Source organism: Kitasatospora sp. NPDC001095, from assembly GCF_053598615.1.
The window spans coordinates 1-14,637 of sequence record NZ_JBSFKQ010000006.1 but is presented as its reverse complement, the minus strand read 5'-3'; the positions used below and the strand labels follow the sequence as shown (position 1 = coordinate 14,637).

Sequence of the window (14,637 nt, the reverse complement as noted above, 5' to 3'; positions counted from 1 at the left end):
CGCGGTGCGGACCCGGCGCGTCCTCGGCGCCGGTCCGGGCGTTTTGCCTACAATCCGGACATTCTTCGCCCAACCCCCGTACGGTCGCCGGTGATTGCCTCGACGTGATCCGAGGGGCGGGCGTTGCACCCGGGGCGCGTGAGATGTCTCACAGCACGGGGGTGGTTTGACTGAGGGTCACGGGCGTGCGACTCCCGGCATTCGAAGATCAACATTCGGCGGGGAAGTGCTCACGGCCGGTTATCGCGAACCCGGCGATTCCATCGGCTATGTCCGTTTACGTACCGTCAGGAGAAGGGTCCGTGAAGAGTTCGCGCCTGCGAATAAAAGGCCTCGTGCACCTGCAATGTCTCGTGCTGATGCACGTGCACTGCAGCTATCATCGCGTCAAGTGAGGCGTTGTGCCGGACCGGTACGGGGCCGGTCCGTTCGTTTCGGCGGTGCCGGGGGCGCCGCGCTGGACGACAACTCCGGAGCTCTTCGGGAGACTTCTATGCACGACTCGCAGGACACGCACGGTTCGTACGACACCTACAACGGGATGGCCGCCGCCGATCTCCAGGGGGTGGTCTGGCAGAAGAGTCTGCACAGCAACTCCCAGGGCAATTGCGTCGAATTCGCGGCCCTGCCGGGCGGCGACGTGGCGATGCGCAACTCGCGCTTCCCGGACGGACCGGCCCTCATCTACACCCGGGCCGAGATCGCCGCCCTGCTGCTGGGGGCGAAGGACGGGGAGTTCGACCACCTGGCGGTCTGACCGGCCGCCGTGCTCCACCATCGGGGGGCCGTCGTGGGTGCCGACACCACGACGGCCTTTGTCTTTTCCTTCTCCGGGCGCCCCCTTCTCCGGAAGGCCCCTTCTGCGAACGACCCCCTCTGCGGAGGCCTCGTCCGGCGGCGTCCCAAGGGGCCGTGCGGCCGTCCCGTCGCCCCGGGCCGCTCACTGGTCGGCGGCACCGGAAGGTCTCGGCGGGGCCTGGTGGAAGGGCCCGGGGTGTGGTCCTCCCGGGGCTTCCGCGACCGGCCACACGCCGTCAGGCGCAGGGGCCCGTCCCGGGTGGCGGGGTCCGTCCCGGGTGCACGGATCCGTTCCGCCTGCGCGGCCCGTCCTAGGCCGAGCGCCGATGCCGTCCGCCGACCTCGACGGGCCCGTCGAGCGGTGAGCGGCCGCCGAGCCCGGGGTGTCCGTCCAGCGGGCAGCCGCCGACCGTCTCCGCCTCGAACATCGCCCAGACCACCTTGCCGCTGCCCAGCGGGTGCCAGCCCCAGGAGCGGCTGAACGACTCCACCAGGTGCAGCCCGCGGCCCGACTCGGCGACGAAGTCGGCCTCCCGGGCGACCGGGCCGATGCTGCTCGGATCGCTCACCGCGCAGACCACCTGGGGTGCGCGGTGCACGAGGCTTATTCGGATCGGGAGCCGGCCGTCCGCGGTCGGCTGTATGGGAAAGTCGTACTCGCCCTGGGCGCCGCCCGACGGGTCGGGCCGTGCGCCGATCGCATGCCGGAGCGCGTTGGTCACGAGTTCCGAGGCCACCAGCGCGACGTCGTCGAACAGCTCCGTCAGGCCCCAGCGCTGGAGCGTGGTCCGAGCGAAGTCGCGCGCGGTTCTGACGGCTTCGAAACGAGGAGCGAGCGTGCAGGTGACCACAAGGGGGTCAACCGCCAAGGCCGTACCGGTGCTCATGAAGAGCTCCTCCCATAAGGGGGCGGACACGGCTGGACCCGCCGGGGTCATGCCGGTCACCTCCGACTCGCTCGGCCGCTCGGCCGCCCCCTCGACCAGGCGCGCGCGCACTCGAACGCCCGATGACGCGGGGGACGCCGTCGGGTCGGTGCACGGAGTCGCGCGTGGGGTCGACGCGGAGCCCGCGGGATTGCCAGGGATGTGCAGGTGCACGTGCACCATGGTGGTGTGCGCTCACTGCAGATGCAAGAGTCGATTCACGTGCAGTCGCACTATTGGCATATGCAAGCGCCGAATGCACGTGCATCCTGGTGTGTGGAGCGTAGAACTGATAGGAACATCCGTCAGTATCGGCACCGTGAGCGCTCAACTGATGGCAGACTGTGCGCTGTTTGCCCTAGGTGGAGGTTTCGACCGCATGACCACAGTTCAGCCGGGCGGCGGCTCGATGGTCCGCCGGATCCTCCTCGGCTCGCAGCTGCGCCGCCTGCGCGAGGCGCGCGGCATCACCCGCGAGGACGCGGGCTACGCGATCCGGGCCTCCGAGTCCAAGATCAGCCGCATGGAACTCGGCCGCGTCAGCTTCAAGGAGCGTGACGTCGCCGACCTGCTCAGCCTGTACGGCGTGGACGACGGCATCGAGCGGGAAGCCCTGCTCGGCCTCGTCCGCGAGGCCAACAAGTCCGGCTGGTGGCACAGCTTCAACGACGTGCTGCCGGGCTGGTTCCAGACCTACGTCGGCCTGGAGGAGGCCGCCCAGCTGATCCGCACCTACGAGGTGCAGTTCATCCCCGGGCTGCTCCAGTCCGAGGAGTACGCACGGGCGGTTTTCGGCCAGAGTCGGCCGGTCATCAGCGAGGAGGAGGTCGAACGGCGGGTCAGCCTCCGGCTGCGCCGCCAGAAGCTGCTGGCCGAGGGCGCCAGCCCGCGCCTGTGGGCGGTCATCGACGAGGCCGCGCTGCGCCGGCCGGTCGGCGGGCCCAAGGTGATGCGCGGTCAGGTGCAGTACCTGATCGACGTCGCCGAGCAGGCCAACGTGGTGATCCAGGTCATGCCGTTCCGGTTCGGCGCGCACGCGGGCGAGTCCGGGGCGTTCACGATCCTGCGCTTCCCGGAGCAGGACCTCGCGGACGTGGTCTACCTGGAGCAGCTCACCAGTGCCCTCTACCTGGACAAGCGCGACGACGTCGACGCCTACATCCAGGTCATGGAACGGCTCTGCGTGGACAGTCTCACGCCGGAGCGCACGATCGACCTGCTCGCCTCGATCCTGAAGGAACGCTGAGTCGCTGCCGTCCGGGGCCTGTGAACCCCCTCTCCCACGAGGCCCCCGGCAGTCGGTCGCCAGGCCGCCCACCCGCGGTCAGCTGCGGGCCGGCGGCCGTTCGCGTTCCGGCGGCGACGGCTGCGGCGGGCGGCCCAGCTCCCAGGGCAGGTCGTAGCGGCGGAAGAGGTCGGCCCGGATCGGTGCCAGCGGGATCTCGGCGCCCGGCAGCAGCACCCCGATGCAACCGCCCATCAGCGCGCTGCGCAGTACCGCGTGCTCGGCGACCGGGTCGGGTGCGCCCCAGTCCCGCAGCAGCCCCTGGAGGATCGCGCCGAGCTGTTGCTGCTCGGGGTCCTGGACGAAGGCGCCGGTGTCCGGGTCGAGGATCAGTGCCAGGTGGGAGCGCATCACCCGGGGGTGGTCCAGTGCCAGTCCGAGCACGGCGTCGATCGCCCGGGCCAGCCGGGCGTCGGGGGAGGAGTCGGGGGCCAGTTCCGCCAGCGCGCCCGCCAGCGCCTGGTGCATCATCCGGTGCGTCGCGGACTGCATCAGCAGCCGTTTTCCGTCGAAGTAGTAGGAGAGCAGCCCGCGGGCGAGCCCGGCCCGCTCGGCGATGTCGGTCAGCGTGGTGCCCGCGTAGCCGCGCTGGTCGACCAGCTCGACGGTGGCCCGCATGATGCGGCGGCGGGAGCGCTGCCGCATCTCCTCATTGACCGAATCCCCGCGAGGTGCCATCGTGTCTGCTCCGAACGTTCATTGGTTTCGAGCCAATATACTTGCGGAGCCGAAAGCCGCACCGAGGAACCGTGCCCCGAGGGGCGTGGTCCGGGCGGCCGCCACGAAGACGGCCGGCTCCACCGACACGGGGGTTTGGTGGAGCCGGCTCCATGGCCCCGCGGCCCGGATGCCGACCGCGCGGGGCCGGGGGGTCAGTGCCCGGTCAGGACTTCGGCCCTGGCCTCGGTCGACCCGACCGGTGCGCTCACGGGGTCAGGCGCGGTCACGGGGTTCGGCTTGGCCACGGTGTTCGGCTCGGTCACGGGAGTCGACGCGCGGCGCCGGTCGACCACGGCGCCCACCGCCGCGACCACCAGGCCGAGGAGTGCGACCGCCGTGACGAACAGCAGCGCCGGCCGGTAGCCGTCCAGCTGGGCCTGCGGACCGTCGCCGCCCGCGCTGCCGGCCGTGATCATCGCCGTCGCTCCGGCCAGCACCACCGCGGTGCCGACCTGGATGGCGGTGTTCACCAGGCCCGAGGCCAGGCCCTGCTCCTCGTCGGCCACGCCGGCGGTGGCGGCGATGTTCACCGAAGGGAAGGCGAACGCGAAGCCCACGCCGAGCAGCAGCATCGAGGGCAGCACCAGGCCCGGGTACGAGCTGTGCTCGTCCAGCCGCAGGAACAGCGCGAACGCGGCGACCAGCGAGAACACGCCGATCGGCAGCAGCCGCCCGGTGCCGAAGCGGTCCACGATCGGGCCCATGAAGGGGGCCGAGAGCGCGATGATGGCCCCGGCGGGGAGCAGCCCGAGGGCCATCTCCAGGGCCGACCAGCCGAGCAGGTGCTGGAGGTAGAGGGTGACCACGAACTGGAACCCGCCGTACGCGCCGGTCATCGCGAAGGCGACCACGTTGGCCCGGGCGACCGAGCCGTTGCGGAAGATGCCGAGCCGGACCAGCGGGTGCGCGGTGCGGCTCTCCACCCGGAGGAAGGCGGCGGCCAGCGCGGCGACGACGAGCAGCGAGCCCAGGGTGCGCGGGCTCAGCCAGCCGACGCCCTGGGCCTCGGTGACGGTGAAGACCAGCAGCAGAACGGTCGCGGTGCCGGTGATCGCGCCCAGCGCGTCGTAGCCGCCCTTGGCGCGCTCCTCGACCGGCCGGGGGAGCAGCCGGACGGCGAAGAGCAGGGCGAGCAGCGCGACCGGGACGGGCATCAGGAAGGTCCAGCGCCAGCCGACCGAGGTGAGCAGGCCGCTGAGCACCAGTCCGAGCGAGAAGCCGCTGGCGCCGCAGGTGGTGTAGATCGACAGCGCGCGGTTGCGGGCCGGGCCCTCCGCGAAGGTCGTGGTGATGATCGACAGGCCGGCCGGGGCGGTGAAGGCGGCGCTGACACCCTTGAGGAAGCGGGCCGCGATCAGCAGGCCGCCGTCGTCGACCAGGCCGCCGACGAGTGAGGCGGCGGCGAACACGCCCAGGGCCACCAGGAACACCCGGCGGCGGCCGAGCAGGTCGGCGGCGCGGCCGCCGAGCAGCAGCAGGCCGCCGTAGCCGAGTACGTAGCCGGAGACCACCCACTGCAGGGCGGAGGTGGACAGGTGCAGGTCGGCGCCGATGGACGGCAGGGCGACGCCCACCATGGAGACGTCCAGGGCGTCCAGGAACATGGCGGCGCAGAGCACGATCAGGGTGCCCCAGAGGCGGGGAGTCCAGTGCGGCCCGCTGGTTGACGGGGCGTCGGGTGACGTGACGGTCGCGGTGGTCATGGGGAGGACAGTACATGCACATGCATTGAATGCAAGAGCATTAAATGTAGCTGCAACAATTGCCTGTGCATGCTAAAGTGGTGGGGTGGCTGAACTCGACTCCCCGGCGGAGGCCGGTCTCGTCGCGCAGTGGCGCGAGCTGCTGGCCCGGCAGGCCGCCACGGCCTGCGCGCTCGACCGCGAGCTGGGCGACCGGTACGGGCTGGGCATGAGTGAGTTCGAGGTGCTGGAGCGCCTCGTCGAGGAGTGCGGTGGCGGCAGGCCCGCGGTGCGGGTGAGCGAGCTCGCCCACACCGTCCACCTGAGTCAGAGCGCGCTCTCCCGGCTGATCGCCCGCCTGGAGAAGGCCGGGCTGGTCACCAGGGCGATGTGCGAACGCGACCGGCGAGGTGTCCTGCTCGCCCTCACGGAGGGCGGTCGGGAGCGCTACGAGCAGGCCAGGCCGTTCCACCGCCGGGTGCTGGAGCAGACCCTCGGTGATGGGCCAGGCCCCTCCTGCGCGCCACCCCCTGCCGGTTGACTGTCCGTCAGGGGTGCTTCGCCGGGGCGGAGTCAGCCCCGCGGCCCCGCGGCGGCGCTCGGCGCCTCAGAGCAGTGAGTGAAGTCCCGGCGCCGCGGCCAGCAGGAGAACCACGGCGGGCGCGGCGAGTGCCGCCAGGGTGAGCCGCAGCCGGTGCGGGACGGAGAGCCGCGGACGGCCCGCGAGCAGCCGGTCCACCCGCTTCGGGGACTGCGCCAGGCCGGGCGGGCAGGAGCCGAACACCCCGCGGTCCAGGTTGAGTTCGGCCAGCGCGAGGGCGGTGGTGTGCCGGCCGTGTCGGCGGGCGGCCCGGTCGTCGGCGGCCAGCTCGACCAGCTCCGCGACCTGGTCCCGGAACGCCCTGAACACGCCGACCCCGGGGAAGCCGGAGGCGAGCGCCTGGGCGAACTGCTGGAGCCAGTGGTGCCGCGCCCGGACGTGGCCCCGCTCATGGCTCAGCACCGCCGCCAGCTCCCGGTCGGTCAGCTGCTGGAGGGCGCCGGTGGTGACCACCAGCCGGGAGTCCGGGCCGGGCAGCGACCACGCCTCCGGGCGGACGTTCTCCAGCACCACCAGCCGCTCCCGGCGGCTCCGCGCGGCCTCGATGGTGTCCGGCAACTCCGGGGAACGGGTCGACAGTTGGGCGTGCCGGCGATCGCGCAGCGCCTTGGCCGTACGGACCTCCCGGGTGAGCGCCAGCACCGTCTGCACCCCGCCCGCGGCCAGTACCGCGGCGCACAGCCGTCCCCAGCCCTCGCCGTCCTGGAGGGCGTATGCGGCTTCCACGCCGTGCGGTGCGCCCGCGAACACCAGCGCGCGCAGTTCCGGCAGGGCGGCGGAGGCGGCCAGCAGCAGGCCCAGCGCGCAGCAGAGCAGCACAGCCACCACCAGGCACTGCCACACCAGCAGGGCCAGCACCGGTTCGCGCTCCGCCCAGCGGGCTCGGGACAACAGCCGGGGCGCGACGGTCGAGAGCAGCAGGCCGAGCAGCAGCAGGCCGATCAGGGCAGGCATCGATGGGCTCCCCGAGTACGCACGGAACGCGACAACGCGCTCCCTGCCAACCTATGCGCTGGCGACGCCCGGTGGAACGGCTTTCGACGGGCCAGTGACCAACGCCACGCCCGCGCGGGGGTCTTGGGGTGTCGGCGACCGGGTCGGCGGGCGGGGCGGCGGGCCTGGTGCGCGGTCGTCACATGGTCAGGAGCATGGCGAACATGCCGATCCCCATGGTGAGTCGACAGGCCTGCGGCAGTCCGGCGGTGCCGACCGCGAGGGTGCCCGCCGGCGTGCGCAGCAGCCGGCTCCCGGTCCAGAGCGTGTAGCCGCCGAAGTAGAGGAGGAGCACGCCGGTCAGCACCGGAAGGCCCAGGGCGGCGGCGTGCCGGTGGCCGTGGCCTGAGGCGGTCGACATCGCGAGGCCCATGTACGTCATGGCGAGCGCGCCGACCGCGTGGTGCAGCCGGTGTGCCCGGCCGGCCGGGGCGTGGGCGGCGGCGAGCAGGAAGGCGGCGGCGGGGAGGCCGAAGAGTCCGGCCCAGACGGCGGGTGGGACGGTGGCGCCGGTGATGGCCATCGCGGCCATGCCGAGCCCCATCAGGGCCTCGGCGGCGTCGGACTCCCGGGCGAGCGGTCGGTGCGTGCCGCCCGGGGCACAGGGGGAGTGGCGAAGCCGGGTCAGGCAGGAGGTGCCGGCCCCGGCGGCGAGGAGGGCGAGGAGCCAGTTGACCAGGGTGGGTCCGTGCAACGGCGGCCTCCCGGGGCGGTGGGCGACGGGGGGCGAACAGACGACAGCGGACAGATGGCAGCCGACAGACGACAGCCGACGACGAACAGCGTTCAGCGAACAGATGATGAAATCTGTCAGCTGTCACTTGTCAGCTGTCATCCGTCGTCCGTCAGCTGTCGCCTGTTCGCCGACCCCCGTGCGCGGCGACGGACGTCCGGTCCACGATCACCGCACCCGGCAGCGCGCGACCAGAGCGCGTACGGGGGCGCACGGTAGTGCCCACCGTTGCGAAGGCCCCGGCCGCACACCTGCCGCACACCCGGCCGCACCCCAAGGCCGCCTCCGGCGCGAGGGGCGCTCAGCCCTGGAGCCGCCCCGAGGCGACCACCCGGCTGAGGAACCGCCGGGTCCGCTCCTCCTGCGGATCGCCGAACACCTGCTCCGGCGGCCCCTGTTCGAGCACCACCCCGCCGTCCAGGAAACAGACCTGGTCGGCGACCTCGCGGGCGAACCCCATCTCGTGGGTGGAGAGGACCATCGTCATCCCCTGGTCCTTGAGGTCCCGCACCACCGACAGCACCTCGCCGACCAGCACCGGGTCGAGCGCCGCGGTGATCTCGTCCAGGAGCAGCAGCCGCGGCCCGGTGGCCAGCGCGCGCACGATGGCGACGCGCTGCTGCTGCCCGCCCGAGAGCCGGTCCGGGTACTCCTTGGCCTTGGCCGCCAGCCCGAGCCGGTCGAGCAGTTCCAGCGCCCGCGTCTGCGCCTCGGCCCGGGCGACCCGGTGCACCCGGCGCGGCGCGAGCGTGATGTTCTCCAGCACCGTCAGATGGGGGAACAGGTTGTACGACTGGAACACCACGCCGATCCGGCGCCGCACGGCGTCCTCGTCCGTGCGCGGATCGGTGATCTCCTCGCCGTCCAGGAAGATCGCCCCGTCGTCGATCCCCTCCAGCAGGTTGACGCAGCGCATCAGCGTGGACTTGCCGGAGCCGGAGGCCCCGATCAGCGCCGTCACCGAGTGCTCGGCCACGGTGATGTCCACGTCGCGCAGCACCACCTGGCCGCCGAAGGTCTTGCGCACCGACTCCAGCCGGAGCACCTCGCTCGACGTCACACCGCACCTCCCTGTGTCTGGCGGCGGTTCATCCGGGCGGTCAGCCAGTCGGCGAACCGGGTCAGCGGAATGGTCAGCACGATGAACACCAGCCCCGCCACCAGGTACGGCGTGAAGTTGAACGACCGCGCCGCGATGATCTTCGCCGCGTACACCGCGTCGATCGCGCCGCCGATCGAGACCAGCCCGGTGTCCTTCTGGAGGCTCACCAGGTTGTTGAGCAGCGGCGGCACCACGCGCCGGACGGCCTGCGGCAGCACCACGTACCGCATCGCCTGCGCGTTGGTCAGCCCGAGCGACCGGGCCGCGGCCCGCTGGCTGGGGTGCACCGACTCGATGCCGGAGCGGAACACCTCCGACACGTACGCCGAGTACGTCAGCACCAGCGCCGCACCGCCCAGCAGCAGCGGATCGGTCGTCACCCCGGTCAGCCGCAGCGCCGGCACCCCGGTGATCATCACCAGCAGGCAGATGATCATCGGCAGCCCGAGGAAGAAGTCCACGTACGCGGTGGCCAGCAGCCGCACCGGCAGGAAGACCGGCCCGCGCAGCGTCCGCAGCACCGCCAGCAGCAGCCCGAACAGCAGGATCAGCGCCCCGCAGCCGAGCATCAGCTCAAGGTTCAGCCGCAGCCCCCGCAACACCTCGGGCAGCGCCTGGCGGGCGTAGTCGAGGTTGAAGAAGGTCCGCCGAGTCACCTCCCAGCCGGGGGAGTTGACGACCAGCAGGTACAGCACCACGGCCGTCACCAGGGTCGAGGCGGTGGCGATCAACGCCGAGCGGCGGGCCCGGGAACGCCGGTACGCCTCGTGCGCCAGCCGGCGCTCGGACGGGCGGTAGCCGTCCTCGACGGCCGGCGCCTTGGCGAGCTCCACCGAACCCGCGCCGCTCGAACCCGCGCCGCCGGAGGACTCCCCGCTCAGTTCGGGGGCCAGATCAGCGCTCACTTCAGCACCGGTGCCGAGACGGCGTCGGAGAGCCACTGCTTCTCCAGCTTCGCCAGCGTGCCGTCGGCGCGCAGCGCATCCACCGCCTGCGAGACGCAGCCGGTCAGCCTGGAGCCCTTGTCCAGCACCAGGCCGAACTGCTCGGCCTTCGCGGTCGCCTCGAACTGGCCGACCACCTGGGCCTCGGGCACCTCGGCGCCGGTGATGTAGAAGGCCGTCGGCAGGTCCACCACGAGGGCCTCGATCTGGCCGTTCTTGAGCGCGGCCTTGGCCAGGTCGTTGGAGTCGAAGACGGCCGGCTGGATGCTCGGCTTGATGGTGTCGGTGATGGTTTCCAGGCTCGTGGTGCCGACCTGTGCGCCCAGCTTGGTGCCCTTGAGGTCGGCGATGCTCTTCGCGCCCGCCGCCTTGGAGTTCTTCAGCGCGATGACGGTCTGGCGCACGTCGTAGTAGCCGGAGGAGAAGTCCACCGCCTGCTTGCGCTCGTCGCTGACGGACACCTGGTTGATGTCGAAGTCGAAGTCCTTGGCGCCCGGCGCGGTCGCCTTGTTGAACGGCGCGACCACCCAGCTGACCTTCTCCTTCGGGTAGCCGAGCTTCTCGGCGACCGCGTAGGCCACGGCGGACTCGAAGCCCTTGCCGTTCTCCGGCTTGTCCTCGGAGAACCACGGGTCGTACGCGGGCTTGTCGGTGCCGATGGTCAGCGTCCCGGCGGTGCGAGTCGCCAGCGCCCCCGGCGCGCAGCCCGCCGCGGAACCGGCCGCGCCCGAGGCACCGGAGGCGGCGTCGGACTTCGAGTCCTGCGGTGCGCAGGCGGTCAGCACGGCCGCGGCGGCGACCAGCGCGGCGACGGGCAGTACGGCGGACGGCTTGCGGAGGGTCATGACGGGGCTCCAGGGAAGGACCGGCGGGGGACGGGAAACGAGGAGGGCACGGGAAGGCGCGACGGGCGGCCCGCATCCCGGCGGGTCACTTCCCCCCGGTGGCGGCGCCGGAACACACGCGGCATGGTCGGCGTACGGGCGCGCGTCCGCGGCGCCCCCCGAGCCGGACCGGCGGCAGCCGGGTCGGCGGCAAACCGGTCAACAACAGCGGCGACAGCGGCAGCGCAGGCCGCGCGCGCGACGGCGACGGCAGACGTGCCGACCGTGGACGTGCCGACGGGAGGGCGCCCGGAAGGGGCCGTCGTGGCTTTCGACCACCGTGATCACCGCCGGGAGCATGCCGGGAGGTTCGCATCAGATCGGCACATCTGTCCAGAACATCCAGATCACAGTCCACATGCCGGACAACCCGCTTCCCGCCGAAGGTTTCGACGCCCGAGCGGCAGTGCACCGGAGTTTTGCCGGTCCTGCCCCCCTTGAACAGGAGAACCTTTCGTACTTATGGTGTGCTCGTTGAAATAACTCCTGTCGAAGTGAGTCCACGATGCAGAATCTTTCGCCAAGGCTCGCTGTGGCGGCCGACGCCCCGGTCTCGACCCTCGCCGGCCACCCGGCCTGGCTGCGCCTGAAGGAGGCCGTCGAGACGCTGCGCCCGCTCCAGTCGAAGGACGGCTCGATCGACCTGTCCGCCGTCCAGCGGCACACGGTCGACCCGCTGGTCGCCACCGTCCGCGCCGCCGTCGAGGAGCTCGCCCCGAACTTCCCGCACGACGCCGCCTACCTCGCCGCCGTCGACGCGGACCTCGCCAAGTGGGCCGACACCGGCTACCGCGAGCCCGACTTCCTGGACTCGCTGCTCGCCTTCCACCCCGCGGACCAGCGCGAGGACGGGCTCGAGCACCTGGTCGTCTTCCCGATGTACACCCAGAACGGCAACCCGGACCGCAACCTGGAAGCCGTCCTGCTGCGCGTCGTGTGGCCCGACTGGCTGGCCGAGCTGGAGCGCACCCGCTTCGACAACCCGATGTTCGTGCCGATCACCTTCACGGACTTCACCGCCGGCTACGACACCAACTCCGCCGTGCTCTTCCCCGAGACGGTCGCCGTGCGCAAGGCGCCGGAACGTTTCACCTGGGGTGGCATCTTCTGCGACCGCGAGGCGGCCCGCTTCCGCGCCGTCTCCACCAGCGCCGTCCAGCAGCTCGGCCTGGAGATCCCGGCAGACGCCGAGGGCCTGCTCGAGGACCAGCAGCGCGCGCAGGAGACCTTCGTCCTGTGGGACCTCATCCACGACCGCACCCACAGCCACGGCGACCTGCCGTTCGACCCCTTCATGATCAAGCAGCGCAGCCCGTTCTGGATGTACGGCCTGGAGGAGCTCCGCTGCGACCTCACCACCTTCAAGGAGGCGGTGCAGCTGGAGGCCGAGGGCAACCCGCACGCCCGCGACGTCCAGTACGCGGTCCTCTTCGACCGCCTGTTCCGCTTCCCGGTCTCCGGCGACCGGGTGCGCAACTACGACGGCATGGGCGGCCAGCTGCTCTTCGCCTACCTGCACAAGCACGACGCGCTGCGCTGGCGCGACAACCGCCTCAGCATCGACTGGGAGCGCGCCCAGCAGGTCACCAACGCGCTCTGCGCCGAGATCGAGACCCTCTACCGCGACGGCATCGACCGGCCCAAGTCGGCCCACTGGATCGCCGCCTACGAGCTGGTCTCCCGCTACCTCACCCCGCACCCGGCCTCCACCTGGGCGAAGGGCACCGAGGCCCTGCCGCTCGACATCACCGATGGCAAGGCCCTCAACAAGGCCCTGTGCGACGCCGTGCTCCCGGACGAGTTCCCGCTGAGCATGTTCTACGAGGCCCTCAACAAGAAGCTGAGCGGCGTCATCGCCGCCACCGCCGGCATCACCGGCGCCGGGATCCAGGGAGCCGCCGCGTGACCACCTCCACCAACGCCCCGCTGGCCGGCAAGGTCATCGCCGTCGCCGGAGCCAGTGGCCCGGCCGGCCGCGCGGTGCTGCGCCGTCTCACCGCCGACGGCGCCACCGTCATCGGCGCCGACATCGACGCCCAGCGGCTGGAGTCCGCCCTGGACGCCACCCGGGTGGCCGTCCGCGGAGCCAAGGTCAGCGGCCAGGTGATCGACCTGCTCGACCCGCAGGAGGTCCACGACTGGGCCGACCACCTCGAGTCCGAGCACGGCCACGTCGACGGCCTGTTCCACCTGGTCGGTGGCTGGCGCGGCAGCAAGACCTTCTTCGACACCCGGCTGGACGACTGGGACTTCCTGCACGACACCGTCGTGCGCACCCTCCAGCACACCTCGCTGGCCTTCCAGCCCGCGCTGGTCCGCAGCACCGCCGGCCGCTACGCCATGATCTCCGCCTCGGCCGCGCACAAGCCCACCGCCGGCGGCGCCGCCTACGCGGCCGCCAAGGCCGCCACCGAGGCGTGGACCCTCGCCATGGCCGACTCCTTCAAGAAGGAGACCACCGACCCCGACGGCGAGCCCACCGCGGCGGCTGCGATCCTGGTCATCAAGGCGCTGGTCAGCCCCGAGATGCGGGCCGAGAAGCCGGAGGCGAAGTTCGCCGGCTTCACCGACACCGCCGACCTCGCCGGACACCTCGCGGGCCTCTGGGACCGCCCCGCAGCAGAACTGAACGGACAGCACCTGTGGTTGACCCCACGATGACCGACCCCACCCGTACGGACGCGGTACGGCGGCACGACCCCGCCGTCCGGGGCTTCGCCAGCGACAACTACGCCGGCGTCCACCCGGAGATCCTCGCCGCGATCGCCCTCGCCAACGGCGGCCACCAGGTCGCCTACGGCGAGGACGACTACACGGAGCACCTCCAGGAGGTCTTCCGCCGCCACTTCGGCGAGAAGGCCGAGGCCTACCCCGTCTTCAACGGCACCGGTGCCAACGTGGTCGCCCTCCAGTCGCTGCTCCCGCGCTGGGGCGCGGTGGTCTGCGCCGAGACCGCCCACATCCACGTGGACGAGGGCGGCGCGCCGGAGAAGATGGGCGGCATCAAGCTGCTCACCGTCCCCACCCCGGACGGCAAGCTCACCCCCGAGCTGCTGGACCAGCAGGCCTGGGGCTTCGGCGACGAGCACCGCGCGCAGCCGCTCGCGGTCTCCATCACCCAGAGCACCGAGCTCGGCACCCTCTACACTGCCGACGAGATCCGCGCGATCACCGAGCACGCCCACCAGCTGGGCATGCTCGTCCACGTGGACGGCTCCCGCCTGGCCAACGCCGCCGCCTCGCTCGACCTGCCGCTGCGCGCCTTCACCACGGACGTGGGCGTCGACGTGCTCTCCTTCGGCGGGACGAAGAACGGCCTGCTGTTCGGCGAGGTCGTGGTGGTGCTCAACCCGGAGCGGGTGCGCAACATCAAGTACCTGCGCAAGACCTCGATGCAGCTCGCCTCGAAGATGCGCTTCGTCTCCGTCCAGTTCGAGGCGCTGCTCTCCGGCGACCTCTACCTCCGCAACGCCGGCCACGCCAACGCGATGGCCCGCCGCTTGGAGGCCGCGGTCCGGAAGATCGACGGCGTCGAGGTCGTCCGCCCGGTCCAGGCGAACGCGGTGTACGCGATCCTCCCGCGTGAGGTGAGCGAGCGACTCCAGAAGCGCTACCGCTTCTACTTCTGGAACGAGCACACCGGCGAGGTCCGCTGGATGTGCGCCTTCGACACCACGGAGGCCGACATCGACGCCTTCGCGGCGGCCGTCGTCGAGGAGATGGGCCGCGCCTGACGGCGCTCGAACGACGGATCGTCCCGTCCCGCGACAGCGGGGCGGGACGATTTGCATGTGGCGGGTCCGTCCCCGTACAGTTCCGGAGTCGCCGCGGGAGACCGGGGCGGCAAAGCGGAAAGCGAATCCGATGAATGAAACTCCGGTAAATGGAGCGGAAAGCGTCTGATAAGCTGGAAACACGAAAGAACGAAGCCCGGAGGGTCCGCTGGAAGGCGGTCCGAAGGAAGCGTCC

General features: G+C 71.6%; 13 protein-coding genes and 1 pseudogene. 6 read left to right on the top strand and 8 right to left on the bottom strand.

Annotated elements, in window-relative coordinates; translation table 11 throughout:
- Positions 1-493 precede the first annotated feature (493 nt).
- Positions 494-757 carry a DUF397 domain-containing protein gene (locus ACWDBB_RS07775; RefSeq protein ID WP_392875719.1) on the top strand — a complete coding sequence of 88 codons (264 nt, stop codon included), beginning with the start codon at positions 494-496 and terminating at the stop codon, positions 755-757.
- 457 nt (positions 758-1,214) lie between these two features.
- On the opposite strand, the pseudogene ACWDBB_RS07770 reads toward ACWDBB_RS07775, so the two are convergent.
- Positions 1,215-1,685 (bottom strand): annotated as a pseudogene (locus ACWDBB_RS07770) (ATP-binding protein); the annotation flags it as partial.
- Positions 1,686-2,103: 418 nt separating this feature from the next.
- Between ACWDBB_RS07770 and ACWDBB_RS07765 the strand changes: the two are divergent.
- Positions 2,104-2,970: a helix-turn-helix domain-containing protein gene (locus ACWDBB_RS07765; RefSeq protein WP_188297256.1), complete on the top strand. Its 867-nt coding sequence runs from the start codon at positions 2,104-2,106 to the stop codon at positions 2,968-2,970.
- Between the two features lie 78 nt (positions 2,971-3,048).
- Here ACWDBB_RS07765 and ACWDBB_RS07760 read toward each other — a convergent pair whose 3' ends face one another.
- Together ACWDBB_RS07760 and ACWDBB_RS07755 are read right to left on the bottom strand one after the other, a co-directional pair.
- Positions 3,049-3,654, bottom strand: a complete 606-nt coding sequence (locus tag ACWDBB_RS07760) for a TetR/AcrR family transcriptional regulator (protein ID WP_449788716.1) — start codon at positions 3,652-3,654, stop codon at positions 3,049-3,051.
- A 227-nt stretch (positions 3,655-3,881) separates the two neighbouring features.
- On the bottom strand, positions 3,882-5,432 hold the full coding sequence (locus ACWDBB_RS07755) for an MFS transporter (protein WP_449788715.1): 1,551 nt from the start codon (positions 5,430-5,432) through the stop codon (positions 3,882-3,884).
- An 85-nt stretch (positions 5,433-5,517) separates the two neighbouring features.
- Here ACWDBB_RS07755 and ACWDBB_RS07750 point away from each other — a divergent pair, with 85 nt between their 5' ends.
- Complete coding sequence (locus ACWDBB_RS07750; protein ID WP_449788714.1) at positions 5,518-5,952, top strand: MarR family winged helix-turn-helix transcriptional regulator; 435 nt, start codon at positions 5,518-5,520, stop codon at positions 5,950-5,952.
- Positions 5,953-6,018: 66 nt separating this feature from the next.
- Here the strand turns inward: ACWDBB_RS07750 and ACWDBB_RS07745 are convergent, their stop codons facing one another.
- The 5 genes from ACWDBB_RS07745 to ACWDBB_RS07725 form a co-directional block, all read right to left on the bottom strand.
- Complete coding sequence (locus ACWDBB_RS07745; RefSeq protein ID WP_392875731.1) at positions 6,019-6,966, bottom strand: M56 family metallopeptidase; 948 nt, start codon at positions 6,964-6,966, stop codon at positions 6,019-6,021.
- Between the two features lie 178 nt (positions 6,967-7,144).
- Positions 7,145-7,699, bottom strand: coding sequence for a DUF5134 domain-containing protein (locus ACWDBB_RS07740; RefSeq protein WP_449788713.1), 555 nt, complete (start codon positions 7,697-7,699; stop codon positions 7,145-7,147).
- 340 nt (positions 7,700-8,039) lie between these two features.
- Complete coding sequence (locus ACWDBB_RS07735) at positions 8,040-8,798, bottom strand: amino acid ABC transporter ATP-binding protein (protein WP_449788712.1); 759 nt, start codon at positions 8,796-8,798, stop codon at positions 8,040-8,042.
- Positions 8,795-9,673 carry an amino acid ABC transporter permease gene (locus tag ACWDBB_RS07730; RefSeq protein ID WP_449788875.1) on the bottom strand — a complete coding sequence of 293 codons (879 nt, stop codon included), beginning with the start codon at positions 9,671-9,673 and terminating at the stop codon, positions 8,795-8,797. The genes ACWDBB_RS07735 and ACWDBB_RS07730 overlap by 4 nt, the downstream gene beginning before the upstream one ends.
- Before the next feature lie 68 nt (positions 9,674-9,741).
- On the bottom strand, positions 9,742-10,629 hold the full coding sequence (locus ACWDBB_RS07725) for an ABC transporter substrate-binding protein (protein WP_449788711.1): 888 nt from the start codon (positions 10,627-10,629) through the stop codon (positions 9,742-9,744).
- 544 nt (positions 10,630-11,173) lie between these two features.
- Between ACWDBB_RS07725 and ACWDBB_RS07720 the strand changes: the two genes are divergently transcribed.
- The 3 genes from ACWDBB_RS07720 to ACWDBB_RS07710 are packed head-to-tail and all read left to right on the top strand — an operon-like array spanning position 11,174 to position 14,402.
- Positions 11,174-12,574: a DUF6421 family protein gene (locus tag ACWDBB_RS07720; protein ID WP_449788710.1), complete on the top strand. Its 1,401-nt coding sequence runs from the start codon at positions 11,174-11,176 to the stop codon at positions 12,572-12,574.
- Complete coding sequence (locus ACWDBB_RS07715) at positions 12,571-13,329, top strand: SDR family NAD(P)-dependent oxidoreductase (RefSeq protein ID WP_449788709.1); 759 nt, start codon at positions 12,571-12,573, stop codon at positions 13,327-13,329. Before ACWDBB_RS07720 ends, ACWDBB_RS07715 begins: the two co-directional genes overlap by 4 nt.
- On the top strand, positions 13,326-14,402 hold the full coding sequence (locus ACWDBB_RS07710) for a threonine aldolase family protein (protein ID WP_449788708.1): 1,077 nt from the start codon (positions 13,326-13,328) through the stop codon (positions 14,400-14,402). The genes ACWDBB_RS07715 and ACWDBB_RS07710 overlap by 4 nt, the downstream gene beginning before the upstream one ends.
- Positions 14,403-14,637 lie beyond the last annotated feature (235 nt).